We start from the raw sequence: 18391 nt of genomic DNA on the forward strand, positions 1-18391 counted from the left end.
TATATATTATTTAATAGTATAAAAGGATTAAAAACCAACCCTAGACCTGACGGCTAGGAGGAAAGTAAGGAAACTGGAAAAAACCTGTTGCTTTGTATATAATAATTATTATACATTTATTATAAAATTTATATATAAAGCAACTATTAATGAAATATACTGATATTTTATCAATCTTTTTATTAATGTATGGTGTTAATTTATTTTGCTTTCAAAATAAATTAACCACTTCTCTTTGGGAATTTCCCAAAGAGGATATAATGAAAAAAAAAATAAAAATAGGAATAATTTACCATAATTATATTAATCCTATTTTTTACAATGAAAACTACAAATACATCACCTTTATCGGAATATTAACATCTTATAATGAATGGATTGAAATACAATTCAGCCCAATAAATTTTTTTACTATTCCAATAAATAAAGATTTTATTTCAAATACTTATTTCAATTTAGCTTTCACTATTTACATTGCAAAATATTCAATTTTAGCTGATACGCTTGCTATAAAATTCTTCATTGGAACCCAAATCGATTTAACTCTAAGAACTACTATATTTATAGGAAAAACAACTAATGCATTTCTCTATCCAATCCTTCCCATAATTACCTTTAAATTTGAAATTGATTTCATACCTAATAACTATAGCATTTACTACAAATTATCAACTTCTTTTAAAGAATTTATTCTTTTAGATCTAGGAATTTCTATATTTATGCAATAAAAAATTTTAAACACCTTTTTCATATTTTTTTAAGAATTTCTAACAAGACAAGAGATTATATAAATTATTTAAATCATCAAATTGCCAAAGACCAAAAACAAAGCTTTAAAACAATTTAACTAAGGAATAAGAACTATATTTACACCCGAACTTAAAGCCTTTTTAATAGCATTTTCAATATTAGAAAAACTTCTTGTAATTGCACCCATATCATAAGAATCTGTCATCATAATACTAGCAATATTTAAATTTTCCCTTATAATATTAACAATACTTTTAGACATGCTAGTTATATCTTTAGAGATTTTAGGAACATTTACATGACCAATCATAATGAATTTAGCAGCTCTACCAAAAACAAATGGAACAAAATTATTTAACATCAAAAAGCTTTTACTATAAGGCAAAAACGCTAAATATTTATGTGTATCTGTAGTTGTTCCCCCTAATCCAGGAAAATGTTTGATTGCCGAAAATACTCCATGATTCTGCATTCCATCAATAAAAGCTTCTACCATAAGTCCAATATTATAAGCGGAATATCCTCCGAATGTCCTATTTAGTAAAGGAGTATGTGGTGCAAATTTAATGTCGGCAACTGGAGCCATATTCAAATTAATGCCCAGTCTACGCAATTGCTTAGCAAGAACTTCACCAATTTTATAAATAAGATGTAAATCTTTAGCACCCCCTACGCGCTCCATGGCCGGAAAATTATAAACCCCCATTTTTTTATTTTCACTAGCTCTACTAACTATTCCTCCCTCTTCATCAATAGCAATAAAAATATCATGTCCAATATAACTCTTTATTGCCCTAATCAATCCCCTTGTCTGCTCAGCATCTTTTAAATTTTCCCTAAATAAAATTATACCAATCGGATTAATCTTTTTTATTCTATTAATATCATCGCTATTAAGACCTTGGACATTTTTGAAATTTGTTAAATTTCTAATCCCAATAAATAAGTTTCTATCTTTTAAAAGAGTTTGAAAATCTAATTCACCTAAAAATTTTATAAAATCTACAAGATCTGATTTATCCTTGTTAAAATATTCATAATCTATTTCTGGCAAAGATTCTATTGCAAATAAATTTAAACAAAAAAAGCTAAAAAATGGAAAAAATAAGGCTTTCAAAAAGTCCATTTATCTAGCCCAGAAAGCAACCCATAATCTTTTGATAACAAATCATAAAGAGCGCTAAAATTCTTAGCAGAATTATCGATCCCCTTCTTATAAGAATATCCACATCTATCTTTAAGATTGCTATTAAGCAACATGTCAATAAATAACTTTGCAGGAAGAAATCTTCTATTTCTATCAACCGTTAAAATTAATGGATTTTCCATTAATTTTAGCACTTCCCACGTTATTTGCTCAACCGAAATATATTTACCGATTTCTTTATCTTGCTCTATAATTCTAATGGGCATTTTTTCTATTATTTCATCAATATTTTTTATCAAATACTCTAAATTAAAAAGCCCAGTTGCACAATTAAATAACAACCTATTACCCTTATTTTCAAAATCTTGCACAATTTCTGAAGAAATCCCCCCGCCAATATCAACACAAGTCAAACGATTTTCACCGTTTACTGCCAATATCCCTCCCTTAAAATCTGCCTTTCTTTTAAAGCTAAATTCAAATCCAGAAGAACAATTGGTCAAAGCCATTACAGCAAGTGCTTTCAAATTAATTGTAAAGCCCATATTGTCAACATTGCCAATGTATATAAATCTTTTCCCAGATTCATAAAGTTTTAAATAAATATCTTTTAAAATTTTAAAATTTTGACCATGACCAGCAGGCAAAGCCAAAATAGAATTAGCATTTTTATTATCTTTGAGAGTAAAATATTGATAATTAGAGCTATTCAGTTTTTCATAACAATAAACTAAGGGCTGAACAGCTGTGAAAACATCTTCTTTTTTAAGAGAACAAAAATTTACACTTTTAATCAAATCATCTACAAATAAATCATCCAAAAATTTTGAAATAAATTCATCCGTTTTACAACTAGTCATTTGAAATATTGAAGGCTTAATCATTTTGCCATAAAAAGATTCATATCTTTTAGCAACCATTAAAAGGTGTCTAATTTTCAAAGCCAAAAATGAAAATCCCAAGCTGCCATCTTTGTTAATATAAGCTGGTGTTATCCCCTTTGGAAATTCTTCAAATTTCTCTTTAAATTCAAGTATTTTAGATTCATATAGCATATATAAATCTTCATTAAATGCCCTATTTTTAGCTAAATCAAAATAACTTGTTGCAGAGCCCCCATTTAAGATTCCAAAAGAAAGGTACGGGAAAAGCATTAGTCCTAAATTTTCAAGATCACAAGAAGAAAAAATATAACAATCGCCTTCTTTTGAGCACAAAAATTTAGAAAAATCATGAAAATATTTTTTTAAATTATCTTCAACCAAACCTTTGGGGAACTTAAACCTCAAAATTTTATCCGAAATATTTAAAATATTTTCATGACTATCACAAGGAAAATATTTAATGGATTCAAAATTATTAATCCCTATCTTACCAGAATTAAGTTTTTCAAGTATCATTTTAGAAAAAATTCTATCAACTTTAACACTCATCAGTTAAAAACAAAAACCCTTAAAAAAAGCTTATCAATATAAGCAAAAAACCAATTTTTTAAGTATAATAATATAAGTGACCATATTATTAATTATAGCAATAATATGGCTAGAATATCAATGAGAAGAAATTTACATGTTTAAACAATATTCACTTAACATGAAAAGTTTTAAAAAAGCTTTTGATGAGATGATACTTTCTCCTTCAGGTTTTAGAAAAATTTTTGCAAAATCAAAAAATGAAAATTCAACAGAAAATGAAATAAACAATGAAGATAAAGTGCTAATAGCGCTAATAATCTTCACAATATCAAATTATTTTAAAAATGAACCCAAGCCCTACATTGGATTAGGATTAGACTCAAGACCAACCGGCAAAATTATTGCGGAAATAACAATAAAAATTTTAACAACAAACAAAGAAAAGATTAAGTTTTTTGGAATACTTCCAATAACTGAAATTTTAGCGTATACAAAAAATAGTAAAGATTCAAAAGGCTTTATTTACATCTCTGCAAGTCATAATCCAACAGGATACAATGGGATTAAAATAGGGTTAAACGATGGTGGCGTACTAAATTCCACAAAAGCTCACGAAATAATAAAACAAATTAAAAACAATAGCCAAAATGAAAAGCTAATAAACCATTTAATTAACACTCTAAACAAATTTAATGAAGATAAATCTCATTTGGAAAATTTTAATAAAATAATAAAATTAGAAAGAAAAAATAAAAACCAATCTTACGAAACATATAAATCATTAATACATGAAATAGCTTATGAAAATGATATTAACAATAAAAATATCGAAATTTTAGAAAAAAGAATACTGAAAAATCCAATTGGGATAATAGCGGAAATGAATGGAAGCTCTAGAATCAATTCAATAGATAAAGAATTGCTAGAATCTTTAGGATTGAAAGTAGAATTATATAATAACGAAATAGGTATTTTTAAGCACAATATTATTCCTGAAGGGAAATCTTTAAATGAATGTAAAAAACTGCTACAAAATAAATATATACGGGACAATTCTTTTGAGCTAGGATACGTACCAGATTGTGATGGAGATAGGGGCAATCTAGTGTTTATAGATAAAGCCACAAACACTGCAAATATAATTGAAGCACAAAAAATATTTGCACTTGTAGTAATTTCAGAGCTTAGCTATCTTCATTACATGGGAATAAAAAATAATGTAGCAATAGTAACCAATGATGCAACGTCTCTAAATATTGAAAAAATTGCAAATTTTTTCAACGCCAAAGTTTATAGAGTAGAGGTTGGAGAAGCTAATCTAACAGAAATGGCAGATGATTTAAGAGCTCAGGGACTGGTTGTAAAAATCTCAGGCGAGGGTTCAAATGGAGGTTGCATAATTCACCCCTCAAGGGTAAGAGATCCAATTACTACTTTACTTAGTATCGTAAAATTATTAAAAATGAAAGAACTTTACCAAATATGGTGTAGATTGTCTAAAAACTACTATAAAGAAAAGTACGACTTAAAAGATATTTTAAATACAACAAATTTTTATAGTAATGTAATAGTATCATCCAAGAAAGCCAATTTAACAAATCTAAAAATAGAAAATCAAGAAATTTTAAAAAGCAATTATGAAAATCTATTAATTAAAGAGATAAAAAGCAATAAGTTATTTCAAGAATTATCAGTAGTTGATTATGAAATCATCAACTATGAAGGCAAAAGACAATCTAAGACTAGAACAGGGGATTCTTCAGGAGGATTAAAGGTATTGCTAAAAACTGACAAAGAAATTGTTGCAACCCTATGGATGAGAATGTCAAAAACAGAACCAGTAACAAGAGTGCTCAGCGAAGTTATTTATGAAAAAAGACACATTTTGTTCAAACTACTAGAATTTAACAAAAGATTAATAAAAAAGGCAAACCTACCTAATAATTAATATTGTTTGATTTAAATAATAAGTTAATCACTGCTATAAGTCTAGCATAAAATCAATAATTTTCATTCTTCATTTTTTATTTTTTTCTCAACACTATATTTTATTCCACTCCAAGTTTTTGAAAGTCCTATTAAATCCTTAACATCTTTTACTACTTTATTTGCAACAAACCTTGCCTTGCTTGTACCATCAAAAATGATTTCATCAATGTAATCTTTTTTTTTGGCTTCATAAAAACTTCTCTTATCCCTTATTGGTTTTAAAAAACTATTCAAAGCTAAAAACAATTTTTTCTTAACCTCAACATCACCTACTTTACCCTTCTTATACCTATTTTTAAGATCTTCAACTTCTTCATGATTACTATTAAAAATGTCGTGATAAATAAAAACGGGATTACCTTCAACATTACCAGGAATATCTGCCCTTATTCTATTTGGATCTGTATACATAGACATAATTTTTTTTTCTAATAAATTTTCATCATCGTTTAAAAAAATTGCATTATCAAGACTCTTGCTCATTTTATTTTTGCCGTAAATACCCACCAAAGGACGAGAATCTGTAAAAACAGATTCGGGTATTGGGAAAAAATTATTTTTGTACAAATAGTTAAACCTTCTTGCAAGTTCTCTTGCAAATTCAATATGAGATTCATTATCACGCCCAACGGGAACTAAATTTGCTTTTGTCATTAAAATATCTGCACTCATAAGAACAGGATATCCCAAAAGACCATAAGGAATCTCTTTAAGTCCGGCCGCAATGCTCATGTCTTTTATACTTGGAATTCTTTGCAAGCGGGCAACAGTAACAATCATTGAAAATATTAAATGAAGCTCAAAAAGCTCGGGTATGGCTGATTGCAAATATATACTAACCTTATTAGGGTTAATTCCACAAGCAAGATAATCTAAAACCATTTCCCTAACGTTAAAAGGTATTGTGTTGATGCTCTTCAAGTCAGGCTTTGTAGTCAAAGTATGTAAATCGGCTATAATAAAATATGTTTCATACTCTTCTTGAAATTTCAACCGATTTACTACAGACCCCACATAGTGCCCTAAATGAAGAGCGCCAGTAGGTCTATCTCCCGTAAGCATAACCTTTCTTTTCAAAATTAAATCTCCTTACCTTTACCCGAAATGCTAACATTAACATTACTTAAAATCTCAGAACCACCTAAAAATACAGAAAAAGACTTAAGCCAACTCACATTGTCAACTATTACCTTTACAATCACAGTAAAAGGATAAGATATTAAAAGACCCACGATACCCCAAAGCCATCCCCAAAAAAACAAAAAACATAAGAGCAAAAATGGTGAAATATCAAGCCTTTTCCCCTGTAATTTTGGCTCAAGAATATTTCCAATCAACATTTGAACAGAAGTATTATATATAAAAACATAAAGCACTATGTTTAAATTTGGATAAAATTGAATTAAAGATGTTATTACAATAAAAAACACAGCTAATATGGAACCAATGCTGGGAATAAAATTGAAAACAAAGGAAAGAACCGCCCAAACAAGAGGAAAATCTTGCCCAAATAAAGTTAATCCAATAAATACTAAAATACCTGTTAAGCAGCTCACAAGAATTTTTATCCCCAAATATTTTCCAATTTGATTATTAATGGTATCTAAAGCCCCAATAAATCTAGTAGATACCGGCTTTTTAAAAGCTTTATCAAGTTTCTTTTCAAAAACATGTATTTCTGAAAGCAAAAAATACAACAACAAAAAGACTACTACTAAGCTACTTGTAAATCCAATAATCTCATTATAAACTCTTGTTAGAAATGGATAAATATAACCAGAAAAATTCATATCATTAATAACAGAACTATCAACTTTATAGCGACTAAGCACATCTTTTACAATAAATGCTAATTGATTTTGATAATAAGGCAATTGCTTCATTAAAACAGTAACACTGTAATAAACAAAACTAAAAATCAAATAAGAAAAAGAAAATAATAAGAAAAATATAATAAAAACTATCAAAAATTTTGGAACTTTAAATCTTGCTAAAAAAGTATAAACGGGATACATCAAAAATCCCAACACTATAGAAATAGCCAAAGGTTTAAATACGGCTTCTGCTATTTTAAAAGCCCCAATAAATATTAAAACTATGACAATACAATAAAAAACAGATTCCACTCTCCAAGGCTTTAACCCTTGATTTGTATTTAAATCTTTAAGCATATTCCCCTCTTTTCGTTTTTTTGCTGCTTTTATCAACTAAACAAAAGTAAGTTAAATAAATTATACACTCAAGCAAATTTTCTCCATTATCCAATTATACAATTTAGTGCCTTTGCTATAATTGGCCTCAGCAAAATCTCCCACTCTATTCTCATAAAACAATTTTTTTGCATTCTTATCATTTCCATGATACACTGTTAAGGTATTTTTACAATGTTTTAAAATATTATTTAAGATTTCAAATGCCGGAATATCGCTAAATCCATCTGCAATGTAAAATATATTTTTAAAAGGAATTTGTCTTTTGCTCTTTGGAACTCTCTCATTAATCTTCTCATAAGACCCTTTATTAATTTCAAAAATAACTCTGGTTTTGATTGTATGATCTACAAAATAGCAAACGCTGCTTAAAATCTTATTTTTAGAAAATTTATCATCTCTGAGTTCGTAAAAAGGCAGCAAATAAGAATCTATAAACTCACATGCCCACACTTTGCTCACATAAGGCGCAATTTTGCTTCCCAAAATCATTTGTCTAAACCCACTTGAAACAATGTAAATTTTAACCTGCGAATTATTACTTTCCAACTTCTTATTTATTTCAGATATCTCATCAAATAAACCAATAACCCCCTCAAAAAATCTTAACTTGGCACCCAGATTAAATAATGCTCTATTATCAAGACTTTTAAAAACCCCCTCCCTTACGTAGGTTAAAAAATGGGATAAATATATCATTTCATTAGAAATGATATTATAACCATTTTGCCTATAAACATACTCTAAGCCTTCAACTTCTTTCCAAAAGGAACAAGAATCAATACAATACTCATCAAACAATACTTGCTGCATATTACCATAAATAAGAGTATTATCAAAATCAAATATTAAAGCTATAATATTTTCTTTTTCATTCATAAATTAAAAAACAATTTAACTTTAAATAATCACAAACTATGCTTATTTATATATTTTATATTATACTAATATAGGTTAATAAGTACAGTGTTTTCACATTGAGCAGAAAATTTATGATGGACATAAATGATTTAAATCAAATAAAAGATACTTTTTCAAGAATTTTAGATCTAAGCTTAATCAGTATCCTAGTATACTACATATATAAAAACGTAATCAATTCTTATTCTACAAATCTATTAAAAGGAATGTTAATCATAATCTCTATAGGAATTATCTCATATTATTTAAATCTCTATACTATTAGTTGGCTGCTGAATTATATAGCCAACATATTACCAATAGCAATAGTCATACTTTTTAATCAAGAAATAAAAAAAATAATAATGCAAATTGGAAATTTCAATTTGGCCTTTAAACTTTCAAATAAAAAAGAAGAAACTTTAAAGGTTATTTCTGAAATCCTAAAAGCAGTCAAACACCTATCTGAAAACAAATCTGGCAGCTTGATATGCATTGAAAAAAAAATACAGCTGGAGCAAATAATAAACAAAGGAACTAAAATTGATGCACTAATATCTAGTGAACTGTTAATATCACTATTTGAACGCGAAACTCCTCTTCACGACGGAGCTGTGATAATTAGTAAAAATAAATTAAAATATGCGGGCTCATTTTTACCATTATCTAATGTTGACTCTATTAGCAAAGCATTTGGAACAAGACATAGAGCAGGACTTGGAATTTCTGAAAATTCTGATGCAATAACAATAATAACCTCAGAAGAAACTGGGTCTATTTCTATTACAATCAATGCAAAATTGGAATACAATTTAAGCTTAAGTGAAATTAGAAATAAGTTAAATCTCGAGCTAATAGAGTAAAATAATGAAAATAGGCAAAAAAATAATAAATATAATAAAGTTACTATTTGATGATTGGCAAAACAAAGCTATTTCCATTTTAATAGCTATTCTAATGTTTGTAGCATTTAATTTCAATAAAATAGAATCAATAACAACTGAAAAAGAATTCAAAATTATCTTGAATGATCAAATAACTCTTGGGAAAATGCCAGACTTTAGCAAGGTCAAAATTACAATAAAAGTCAATAAAGATGACTTAAAATACCTTGATATTAATAAAATAATATTATTCATTGAAGCATCAAACATAAAGATTCCCGGGAACTATAAGCTACCAATAAAAATAAAAAATCTTAACTCAATACACATTGCAGAATATAAGCTTTCAAAAACAAATGTGTTGCTAAATCTTGATAACAAAATCTCCAAATTAGTCAAAATAGAGCCCAAGTTTAAACTTATAGAAAAAGATGGCAAGGGAGAATATTTTATTGCAAAATACAATATATTGCCCGAAAATTTATTAGTATATGGGCCTGAACAAGAACTCAAAAAAATAAACACTATTCAAACCAACGTAAAAGAGTTTGACACAAGAACCCTATTTGTATCAGATTATCTTGAAGTAGTTCCACCAAATCCTCTAGTTATGTTTGAAAAAAGTCATGTGGTAGTCAATATTTATTTAAACAAAAAATATTCAAACACAACAATTAAATCTCCTAATCTTATTTTTAATAATCTTAAAAATGGCCTTGAAATTAAAGATAAAGAAAAAATAATAAACTCAGAAAACAAAATGTTTGTAAAATTAAAAACAAGACTTTCTGAAAAACAAATTAAAGCTCATATAAACAATCAAAATATAAGTCTTGCTTTTGATTTGGTAAATATAAAAACTCCCGGAATTTATAACATTGCTACAAATATAATTCTTAAAGAAAATATCAATGAAACAGAAATATATGATTATGAACCTAAAAAAATAAAACTGGAAATAATTGAAAGCTCAGAGATCAAACCATGAAATCAATAGGATGTGATATAATAAAAGTAGCAAGATTTAAAAATTTTTTAGAAAATAAAAAAAAAATGGAGAGGTTCTTTACACATAAAGAAATTGAAAATTTTAAATTAAAAGGGGGCAGCATTATAGAAAGTTTAGCTGGAAAATTTGCAGCTAAAGAATCTTTAATTAAAGCATTAAGCCCACTGTTGCAATATAAAATAAATTATACCCTTAAAGATATTGAGGTAATAAAATCTTTAAAAGGGAATGCCGAATTTTGCTTACATAATGAAATTGAAAAATTTGCAATAAAAATGAATTTAAAGCTATACCTAACAATATCCCATGAAAAGGAGTACGCTATTGCATTTGTAATAGTAGAAAATTAATTCATGAAAAAAATATCATATTTTACAAAAGAAAAAATTGAATGTCCTGTATGCTCTTTTAAATTCCAAAAAGAAGAATTTTTGACTGGAAGTAGTAGATTAATAGCTGGAGAGTTAAAAATTGATCTAAAAAGAGAGTATATAAAAAACGACAAATATGGCAACATTTATCCTAGGATATATTCTGTAACAGTATGCCCAAAATGCTACTTTGCGGCATTCTCAAGTGAATTTAATTCAATCCCTAAAAACAAGAAAGAAATTTTACAAAATAAAAAATACGAAAGAAAAAAAATAAATGCGATTTTTGACAACATGATCAACTTCAGTAAACCTAGGACATTAAAAGAAGGAGCTGCAAGCTATATTCTTGCCATGCTATGTTATGAGCATCTGGAAAAGAACCATAACCCCACATTAAATCAAGCAAAGTCAGCAATAAGAGCCGCTTGGACATTTGAAGACCTTGAAAAAGAAGAACCAAATAAAAACTATAATTATCTTCAAAAAATATTTTATCACAAAGCTGCTTATCTTTATAAACTAGTTATTGAAAAAGATAAAGACAATTCAGAACCTGTTAGCGCATCAACCATATTTGGCCCAGATACAGATAAAAATTATGGCTATGACAGTGTGCTATATTTATCAGGTCTTCTAGAATACTTTTATGGAAATAAAGACAATAAAGAATACAGATACAAACAATTAAACGACATAAAAACCACTCTTTCTAAAATAGCAGGCATGGGTAAATTTTCAAAAGAAAAGCCTTCAATACTTATAGATAAGATCAAAGAAGTTTACTTTAAAATATCAAAGGAAATGAAAAATCTTAAATAAATGAAAAAAATATTAGCTGAAATCGCTTACGACGGATCCATATACCATGGATTTCAAATACAACCAACAAAGCCTACAGTTCAAGGAGAAATTGAAAAAGCTCTAATGAAAATCAACAAAAAAAAGGTAAAAATTCATTCATCTGGAAGAACAGATAAGGGCGTTCATGCAAAAAGACAAATCATAACTTTTGATATAGGTATTAACATTAAGATCAACAATTTAAAAAAAGCTTTAAATGCAATATTATTAAAAACCAGTATAAAAATATTAAAGCTCAAATATGTGAAAAATTCGTTTCATCCACGTTTTAGCGCCCAAAAAAGAAAATACAGCTATTGTATATTAAATAGCGACAACTACTATCCCTGGGAAAGCTATCAAGCTCACTATGTAAATAAAAAACTAAACATAAGCAATTTAAACCAAATGGCTAAAACATTGATTGGAAACCATGATTTTACCACATTTTCATGCATAAAAGATAAAAGCAAATCTAAATTTAGGCATATACATTTTGCCAAATTTAAAAAAAGAGGAAAATATATTATTTTTGAAATAATAGGATCTTCTTTTTTGTGGAAAATGGTAAGGTCAATAATAGGCACAATGCTAGACATTGAAATAAAAAACGAATCAATTTCTACTTTTGAAACAATACTAAAATCTAAAAATAGAAACCTTGCAAGAACAACTGCACCTGCAAATGCTTTATTTTTAGACAGGGTTTACTATGAATAATAGTATTTTAACTAAAAAACTTTTTTTACTTAAAATATTGAAAAATAATATCGAAGGCAAAATTACAGAAAATTTTGAAGAAATAAACAATGAAATTAAACAAAAAATAGAAAAAGCCAAAAACACTAAAATTTATCAAACAAACGAAAATAGCAAAGAACCTACAAAATTACCTTTAGAAAACAAAAATTCAATAAAAATATTGCTAAATAATAGCATACAAGAAAAAAATATCAACGATCACATCATAATATATGTAAACAAAAACTACCTCAACGAAACCTCAAGGGATATTGTAACAAAATGGTGCAAAAGCATAAACATACACAATTATAAAATAATAGACACTATTGAATCACTTAACTTAGAAATAAGCAACAAAAATCCTAAAGCAATTTTATCTTGCGAAGAAATAGATTTTTTCTTAAATCAACCATTAAGAATTCAAATTGTAAGAGGAATAGAGCTAAGATTTAAAGGCATTCCATTAGTTTTTACATATCTTCCTACAAATCAAATAAAAAATCCAGAATTAAAAAAAGAAATATGGCAAGATTTAAAAATAATAAAGGGCATAATAAAATATGGTTGAGCATTGTCATTCAACTTATTACTATGAAATTGCAATAAATATTCCTTTAAATAAACTTTTTTTTTACAAATTTAACTTGAATCTAGAAATTGGAATAAGAGTAATGGTTAATTTCAATGGATCCAATAAAATTGGAATAATTATTAAAAAATATTTTGAAGACGAATTCAAAGAAAAATTTGAATTCAAAATAAAAGAAATTATCAAAATAATAGATACAACTAAAATAATAACAGAACATAACATTAATTTAGCACATTGGATTAGTAAAAAAACATTTTCGGGATTTGGAGAAACTTTATTCTTTGGGTTACCTAAAAATTCAAAATCTAAAAAACCCCAAACATTACCTTCAACAAATGAGAAGCATTCAGATCATAAAAAGTATCTTCAGCTAAACAGTGAACAACAAAGTATTTACAAAGAAATTATAGAGTCAGAAACAACTAATGTTTTTTACCTTTTTGGAATACCTGGATCTGGAAAAACTGAAATATTTATCAAATTGTGTGAATACTATTTAGCACTAGAACAACAAGTGCTTTTTTTAATTCCTGAAATATCATTAGGATATCAAATAATAAAAAGAATAAAATATGCATTAAATATGCACCATAAGATTTATGAATATAACTCTAAAGTTTCAAATTCTAATAAAAATTTAATATGGAATAAAGTCAAAAATGGAGAAAGCCTAGTTGTCGTTGGCATAAAAAGTGTTCTAATGCTGCCTTTTACCAAATTAAAACTAATAATTATGGACGAAGAACACGAAGCTACATACAAATCTGAAAATACCCCAAAATTTCACTCAAGACACATATCATTTTTTTTGCAAAAAAAATTTAATGCAAAATTTATAATGGGAAGTGCAACACCTTCTCTTGAAGCATACTACGCAATGAAAAATAACCAAATAAAAAAAATAATAATGCAAAACAAATTCTCTCAAAGCAAAATAAAAGATATAAAAATAATAAACATGAAAAAAGAATCTAGCACAATTTCATCAGAGCTGTTATACAGTATACAAAAAAGTTTAAATGAAAAAAGACAATCTTTAATTTTCATTAATAAAAGGGGATATCTAAAAAATCTCGAATGCAACGAATGCGGGCATACAATTTGTTGTCCAAATTGCTCATTTGGCTTGATTTACCACAAAAAAGAAAACAAACTTTTATGCCACTATTGTAGTTATAAAACAAAAACAACAAGCCATTGCCCTCAATGCGAATCAAAAGATATTAAATACAAAACTTATGGAATTCAACTTGTTGAAAAAGAATTAAAAAAATTTTTACCAAATGCAAAAATTGCAAGAATCGATTCCGATATTACAAAAATAGAAAATATAGATTCAATAAATAAGTTCGAAAATAAAGAGATAGACATACTTATCGGAACACAAATCATTGCAAAAGGATTCAATTTTGAAAATATAAAAACACTAGGTATAATCAACGCAGACATTGGAATGGGACTACCTGATTTTAGAAGTAGCGAAAGAATTTTTACAACACTCTCACAAATTATGGGAAGAGCCGCAAGATTCAAAAATGACAACACAATTATTATACAAACAAAAAATCCCAATTATTACGCCATAAAATATGCTTATAAGAACCAATATGAACAATTTTACGAACAGGAACTAGATATAAGAAAAAAATTGAACTATCCTCCGTTTAACAAAATTATTAGAATAATATTTAGAAGCAAAAATGAAGAATCTGTTAAACAAAAATGTTGGGAATTTTTTGAAAAATCTAAAGAATTTTTGCAAGAAGGAATTGAACACTTAGGCCCATCAGAAGCTATTATGAAAAAAATATCTAACAATTACAGATATAATATAATTTACTTGTCAAAATCCTACAGCCTGCTTGAAAAACTAGTTAACAAGACAAAAGAAAAGGTAAAAATGACAAATACTGTTTACATTGAAATAGATTATTATCCAATATCATTAATTTAGGTAAAATCTAGGCCTTCTTTACTTAAAGACTTAAGAAACGTTGAAAGCACGTATAAAGCTTTATCATTGTGACCTCCCTCAGGAATAATAAGATCCGCATATTCTTTGGTGGGCTCAATAAACCTATAATAACCCCATCTAGTGGTGTTCAAATACTGATCAATAACCGACTCTACAGTACGCCCTCTTTTAGAAATATCTCTTCTTAAGCGCCTAATAAATCTAATATCATTTGGGGTGTCAATATATATTTTAAGATCTATTAAATTTCTTACTCTCTCTTCAACAAAGATCATAATGCCCTCAACAATAACAACAGGAGTTGGAACAACTAAAACCGTTTTAAGCTGTCTTTTATGATTAATAAAATCGTAAAGGGGCATATCTATTGGACTATTTTTTTTTAAATTTTTTAAATGTTCGTAAAACAAATTATTATCAAAAGCATCCGGATGATCAAAATTTACCTTAGAAAATTCATTTTCATAGTCACCCACACTCTTATAGTAATTGTCTTGAGAAATAAGGACAAATTCTGGAATAAACTCACTAATCTTGCTTACAACTGTACTTTTTCCGCTTCCAGAACCACCAGATATCCCAATAATCTTCGCCATCAACCAACTTCTTTTTTTTTCGCTTGTGGCATGTCTTTCAAAGTACCAGCCACAAACACATTCTTAAATCCCATGCTTTTTAAAACTTTTTTAGCCTCGTAAGACTTATTAAAACTTTTACCATAAACAATTATTTGGGACTCAAAATCACCTAATTTATCCTTTTTAGCAAATAAATTATTAAAAGGAATGTTAATTGATTTTAAATAATGAGACTTACTATATTCTTTGGGAGATCGAATATCCAAAATTTTTGCTCCATTTTGGATTTTTTCCAACAAAAACATATTGGCTCTTTTCATCCTAAGGATAATAAAAAACCAAATATAAAAAAAAAGCAGAACTATTAATACTGCAAATCTCGCATAATTCATCGCCATAGTTTTATGAACATGATATCAAAAAAAATAAAAAAAGTGAATAAAATTGTTTTTTTTGCAAAATTAATATAGAATTCAAGTAAATTACTAGCTTGTAGCTTAAAAGTAGCTCGCATTAAGATGAAAAAGAAAAAAAAGATACGTTGTCGTAGGATTAAAAAAAAACTCAAACTATTGTTCATAATACTAATAAAAAAAATAAAGACTATAACTAAAAATCCCAAATTAATATTTGATAACACAATACAAATAATTTTAGGATCTGCACTAATGGCAATTTCCACCAATGTTTTGTATATTCCTCATGGGCTTCTTAGTGGGGGGATTGGGGGTATTTCATTAATGCTGCATTACCTGTTAAACTTTAATTTAGGGTGGACAATATTTGCATTAAACATACCATTATTTCTTATTGGAATAAAATTTTTAAACATAACATTTATAATTCAAAGTTGGATTTCAATGGGATTATATTCTATTATCATAAACTACTCCCAGTTTTTACAAAATAAAATACATCTTAACGACATGATGCTTGTATCAATACTGGCTGGACTTATTTCTGGGCTTGGACTTGGACTAGTATTTAAAGGTAAGGGATCTTCGGGGGGGTCAGATATAATTGCTATGATTATTAAAGAAAAATACTCAATTAGTATTGGAACAACAAACTTCATTGTCAATCTAGCAGTATTAATGCTTGCAACCTTTTTCTTTAATATTGAAATCGCACTTTATACGCTAATAGCATCATTTGTAACATCCATCATGACAGACAAAACAAGCACTGGATTTGGCAATCAAAAAGCAATATTAATCATTTCAGATAAAGGGAAAGAAATTGCTTATCTTCTTACAAACAAGTTAAAATTAGCTGCTACATTAATAGACGGTAAAGGAGCTTGGGCAGGAGCAGAAAAAACTATAGTATTTATAGTAGTTCCAATAATGCGTTTATCAAGAATTAAGTATATATCACAAAAAGTTGATCCAAATTGTTTCATTACTGTTATTAACACTAATGAAATCACTGGAGGCAAAATAATAACCGACCCAATCTCATCAAAACAAGAAATTTTAAATTAAAAATCTCTTAAAAAGAGAACCAAATTATCAATAATCAAATTCAATTCATCGCTCTTGTAAAAATTTGACAAAAAAATAACAAATCTTTTAGGAAATTCAGAAATGAATTTCCCAAAAGATTTGTTTCCAATATCAATTTCAAGCTTATAAGAATGAAGCATTAGGGTGATTTTTTTTAAACTGCCATCTGCTCTGCCATAAACCTCATCTCCCAATATCGGAAAATTAAGATATTTCATATGAACTCTCAATTGATGAGTGCGGCCGGTTTTAGGCTTTAAAGCTAAAAGAGAATATCCTCCAAAATTGAGCAACAATTTATATTCTGTTAATGCCTTTTTACCTCTATCTTTAGAAACACTAAATCTTTTCCTATTGTATTTATCTCTATCTATAAAAGATTCAATACTTCCAAAAAAACTATTAAAATTACCCTTAACAATTGCAATGTAAACTTTATTTGTCCTTTTATCCTTAAACTGCTGAGCTAAAAATCTTAAGGTGCTAATATTTTTTGCACAAATTAGCACTCCAGAAGTATCTTTATCTAATCTGTGAACAATTCCGGGTCTAATTTTTTCTTCATTAAAATCAATTTTCAAGCTTTTTATATGATATAAAAGAAAATTCACAACAGTATCATCCCAATGCGATATTCCAGGATGACTCAAAATTCCTTGGGGTTTATTCAAAACAATAACATTAGAATCTTCATAAATTATAGAAATAGGAATATTACTCGGCCTAAGGCAGTCAATTTGACTACTCTCCTCGTCAAATTCAATCAGTATTTCATCATCTTTAAAAACAGGTTTGGACAATCTTATCTTTAAAAATTTTCCATTACTCTTTTTAAACGCTTCTACATTTCTTCTTTTGATCTGACTTCTAGTAAAAACCTCTAAATTGCTTGATAAGTAAAGATCCAATCTTAAAGCATTTTCTTTAACGGTAAATTCTCTCTTAAGTCTTATCATATCATTAAAGAAAATAATCAATTAAAGCAATAGTTAATGCAACTATTGCTCCAATGGAAGCTGAAACAATAAATTTTTTATAAATCTCATCTTTTGAAAAATTAGGACCATTTGAAAAAGGATATGGAACATAATTTGCATTCATTCCGCCATAGAAATAGTAACCCACATCAAAAAAAAACAAACTCAAAAATAAAACTATTGGAAAAGATCCAATACTAATAGCTGAAAACCTAAACAAATCTTTTGCTGATTTTGACTCAAGATCATTTTCAAGATTTAAAGCTTTATTCTCTTGAATATTTTTATAAAGAAAAGAATCGTCATTATCAGCAACAGACATGTTATTATTTTTTTTATGAGAAATAAAATTGCCACTGGAAGTCGATTTGTCTTGCAATGGCAAACTTTTAGCAATACTCCACTTTAAATCATTAAAATTCGGCTTGAAATAATCAAGTGAATTTGAATAAACATTCAAAACACTAAAAAGTAACAACAAGCTTCTAATAAGCATAAACTT

At 27.6% G+C, this 18391-nt stretch carries 19 protein-coding genes; 10 read left to right on the top strand and 9 right to left on the bottom strand.

Translation table 11 applies throughout. From position 1 onward, the window contains the following. Positions 1–149 precede the first annotated feature (149 nt). A complete protein-coding gene (locus tag QIA22_RS00570; RefSeq protein WP_301611239.1) occupies positions 150–728 on the top strand; it encodes a hypothetical protein in 579 nt (192 codons plus the stop codon). A gap of 119 nt (positions 729–847) precedes the next feature. Here the strand turns inward: QIA22_RS00570 and QIA22_RS00575 are convergent, their stop codons facing one another. Together QIA22_RS00575 and QIA22_RS00580 are read right to left on the bottom strand one after the other, a co-directional pair. Then, entirely contained in the window at positions 848–1876 is a 1029-nt protein-coding gene (locus tag QIA22_RS00575; protein ID WP_301611240.1) for a glycoside hydrolase family 3 N-terminal domain-containing protein, read from the bottom strand. Continuing rightward, positions 1864–3330 (bottom strand): UTP--glucose-1-phosphate uridylyltransferase, encoded by a 1467-nt coding sequence (locus QIA22_RS00580; RefSeq protein ID WP_301611241.1) that lies wholly within the window; start codon positions 3328–3330, stop codon positions 1864–1866. The genes QIA22_RS00575 and QIA22_RS00580 overlap by 13 nt, the downstream gene beginning before the upstream one ends. A 136-nt stretch (positions 3331–3466) precedes the next feature. Between QIA22_RS00580 and QIA22_RS00585 the strand changes: the two genes are divergently transcribed. After that, positions 3467–5260 carry a phosphoglucomutase gene (locus QIA22_RS00585; protein ID WP_301611242.1) on the top strand — a complete coding sequence of 598 codons (1794 nt, stop codon included), beginning with the start codon at positions 3467–3469 and terminating at the stop codon, positions 5258–5260. Between the two features lie 62 nt (positions 5261–5322). On the opposite strand, the gene trpS is transcribed toward QIA22_RS00585, so the two are convergent. Genes trpS through QIA22_RS00600 form a run of 3 tightly spaced genes read right to left on the bottom strand, consistent with a single transcriptional unit; the run spans position 5323 to position 8390 of the window. Beyond that, the gene (gene trpS, locus QIA22_RS00590; RefSeq protein WP_301611243.1) at positions 5323–6378 is read right to left on the bottom strand and encodes a tryptophan--tRNA ligase; all 1056 of its coding nucleotides are present in this window, start codon (positions 6376–6378) and stop codon (positions 5323–5325) included. Positions 6379–6380: 2 nt separating this feature from the next. Further along, a complete protein-coding gene (locus QIA22_RS00595; RefSeq protein ID WP_301611244.1) occupies positions 6381–7472 on the bottom strand; it encodes an AI-2E family transporter in 1092 nt (363 codons plus the stop codon). 60 nt (positions 7473–7532) lie between these two features. Next, positions 7533–8390, bottom strand: coding sequence for an HAD family hydrolase (locus QIA22_RS00600; protein ID WP_301611245.1), 858 nt, complete (start codon positions 8388–8390; stop codon positions 7533–7535). A gap of 113 nt (positions 8391–8503) precedes the next feature. Here QIA22_RS00600 and cdaA point away from each other — a divergent pair, with 113 nt between their 5' ends. From cdaA to priA, 7 genes are read left to right on the top strand one after another with little or no spacing between them, the layout of a single operon-like run. After that, a complete protein-coding gene (gene cdaA / locus QIA22_RS00605; protein WP_301611246.1) occupies positions 8504–9274 on the top strand; it encodes a diadenylate cyclase CdaA in 771 nt (256 codons plus the stop codon). Positions 9275–9278: 4 nt separating this feature from the next. Further along, complete coding sequence (locus QIA22_RS00610) at positions 9279–10283, top strand: CdaR family protein (RefSeq protein ID WP_301611247.1); 1005 nt, start codon at positions 9279–9281, stop codon at positions 10281–10283. Then, positions 10280–10654, top strand: a complete 375-nt coding sequence (gene acpS, locus QIA22_RS00615) for a holo-ACP synthase (protein WP_301611248.1) — start codon at positions 10280–10282, stop codon at positions 10652–10654. Before QIA22_RS00610 ends, acpS begins: the two co-directional genes overlap by 4 nt. A gap of 3 nt (positions 10655–10657) precedes the next feature. Next, entirely contained in the window at positions 10658–11497 is an 840-nt protein-coding gene (locus QIA22_RS00620; RefSeq protein WP_301611249.1) for a DUF2225 domain-containing protein, read from the top strand. Beyond that, positions 11498–12238 (top strand): tRNA pseudouridine(38-40) synthase TruA, encoded by a 741-nt coding sequence (gene truA / locus QIA22_RS00625; protein ID WP_301611250.1) that lies wholly within the window; start codon positions 11498–11500, stop codon positions 12236–12238. It begins immediately after the preceding gene. Further along, positions 12231–12830: a uracil-DNA glycosylase family protein gene (locus QIA22_RS00630; protein WP_301611251.1), complete on the top strand. Its 600-nt coding sequence runs from the start codon at positions 12231–12233 to the stop codon at positions 12828–12830. The genes truA and QIA22_RS00630 overlap by 8 nt, the downstream gene beginning before the upstream one ends. Continuing rightward, on the top strand, positions 12823–14808 hold the full coding sequence (gene priA / locus QIA22_RS00635) for a replication restart helicase PriA (protein WP_301611252.1): 1986 nt from the start codon (positions 12823–12825) through the stop codon (positions 14806–14808). The genes QIA22_RS00630 and priA overlap by 8 nt, the downstream gene beginning before the upstream one ends. Here the strand turns inward: priA and udk are convergent. Both udk and QIA22_RS00645 read right to left on the bottom strand, forming a co-directional pair. Then, the gene (gene udk / locus QIA22_RS00640; RefSeq protein WP_301611253.1) at positions 14805–15425 is read right to left on the bottom strand and encodes a uridine kinase; all 621 of its coding nucleotides are present in this window, start codon (positions 15423–15425) and stop codon (positions 14805–14807) included. The two genes, priA and udk, sit on opposite strands and share 4 nt — an antisense overlap. Further along, positions 15425–15799, bottom strand: a complete 375-nt coding sequence (locus tag QIA22_RS00645) for a rhodanese-like domain-containing protein (RefSeq protein ID WP_044054916.1) — start codon at positions 15797–15799, stop codon at positions 15425–15427. Before QIA22_RS00645 ends, udk begins: the two co-directional genes overlap by 1 nt. A 126-nt stretch (positions 15800–15925) precedes the next feature. Here QIA22_RS00645 and QIA22_RS00650 point away from each other — a divergent pair, with 126 nt between their 5' ends. Continuing rightward, positions 15926–16891, top strand: coding sequence for a YitT family protein (locus QIA22_RS00650; RefSeq protein ID WP_301611254.1), 966 nt, complete (start codon positions 15926–15928; stop codon positions 16889–16891). On the opposite strand, the gene QIA22_RS00655 is transcribed toward QIA22_RS00650, so the two are convergent. Both QIA22_RS00655 and QIA22_RS00660 read right to left on the bottom strand, forming a co-directional pair. Next, entirely contained in the window at positions 16888–17868 is a 981-nt protein-coding gene (locus QIA22_RS00655) for an RluA family pseudouridine synthase (RefSeq protein WP_301611255.1), read from the bottom strand. The two genes, QIA22_RS00650 and QIA22_RS00655, sit on opposite strands and share 4 nt — an antisense overlap. Before the next feature lie 4 nt (positions 17869–17872). Beyond that, entirely contained in the window at positions 17873–18385 is a 513-nt protein-coding gene (locus tag QIA22_RS00660; protein WP_301611256.1) for a hypothetical protein, read from the bottom strand. Positions 18386–18391 lie beyond the last annotated feature (6 nt).

The organism is Borreliella kurtenbachii, from assembly GCF_030437945.2.
In the GTDB taxonomy this organism is placed as follows: domain Bacteria; phylum Spirochaetota; class Spirochaetia; order Borreliales; family Borreliaceae; genus Borreliella; species Borreliella carolinensis.

Bases quoted from the DNA above. Each gene is read 5' to 3' on its own strand.
- QIA22_RS00655 (WP_301611255.1), bottom strand. From the start codon at position 17,868: ATGATAAGACTTAAGAGAGAATTTACCGTTAAAGAAAATGCTTTAAGA.
- truA (WP_301611250.1), top strand. From the start codon at position 11,498: ATGAAAAAAATATTAGCTGAAATCGCTTACGACGGATCCATATACCAT.
- QIA22_RS00570 (WP_301611239.1), top strand. From the start codon at position 150: ATGAAATATACTGATATTTTATCAATCTTTTTATTAATGTATGGTGTT.
- QIA22_RS00585 (WP_301611242.1), top strand. From the start codon at position 3,467: ATGTTTAAACAATATTCACTTAACATGAAAAGTTTTAAAAAAGCTTTT.
- QIA22_RS00610 (WP_301611247.1), top strand. From the start codon at position 9,279: ATGAAAATAGGCAAAAAAATAATAAATATAATAAAGTTACTATTTGAT.
- QIA22_RS00630 (WP_301611251.1), top strand. From the start codon at position 12,231: ATGAATAATAGTATTTTAACTAAAAAACTTTTTTTACTTAAAATATTG.
- QIA22_RS00660 (WP_301611256.1), bottom strand. From the start codon at position 18,385: ATGCTTATTAGAAGCTTGTTGTTACTTTTTAGTGTTTTGAATGTTTAT.
- QIA22_RS00595 (WP_301611244.1), bottom strand. From the start codon at position 7,472: ATGCTTAAAGATTTAAATACAAATCAAGGGTTAAAGCCTTGGAGAGTG.
- cdaA (WP_301611246.1), top strand. From the start codon at position 8,504: ATGATGGACATAAATGATTTAAATCAAATAAAAGATACTTTTTCAAGA.
- QIA22_RS00650 (WP_301611254.1), top strand. From the start codon at position 15,926: ATGAAAAAGAAAAAAAAGATACGTTGTCGTAGGATTAAAAAAAAACTC.
- priA (WP_301611252.1), top strand. From the start codon at position 12,823: ATGGTTGAGCATTGTCATTCAACTTATTACTATGAAATTGCAATAAAT.
- QIA22_RS00580 (WP_301611241.1), bottom strand. From the start codon at position 3,330: ATGAGTGTTAAAGTTGATAGAATTTTTTCTAAAATGATACTTGAAAAA.
- QIA22_RS00620 (WP_301611249.1), top strand. From the start codon at position 10,658: ATGAAAAAAATATCATATTTTACAAAAGAAAAAATTGAATGTCCTGTA.
- QIA22_RS00645 (WP_044054916.1), bottom strand. From the start codon at position 15,799: ATGAATTATGCGAGATTTGCAGTATTAATAGTTCTGCTTTTTTTTTAT.
- udk (WP_301611253.1), bottom strand. From the start codon at position 15,425: ATGGCGAAGATTATTGGGATATCTGGTGGTTCTGGAAGCGGAAAAAGT.
- QIA22_RS00575 (WP_301611240.1), bottom strand. From the start codon at position 1,876: ATGGACTTTTTGAAAGCCTTATTTTTTCCATTTTTTAGCTTTTTTTGT.
- acpS (WP_301611248.1), top strand. From the start codon at position 10,280: ATGAAATCAATAGGATGTGATATAATAAAAGTAGCAAGATTTAAAAAT.
- QIA22_RS00600 (WP_301611245.1), bottom strand. From the start codon at position 8,390: ATGAATGAAAAAGAAAATATTATAGCTTTAATATTTGATTTTGATAAT.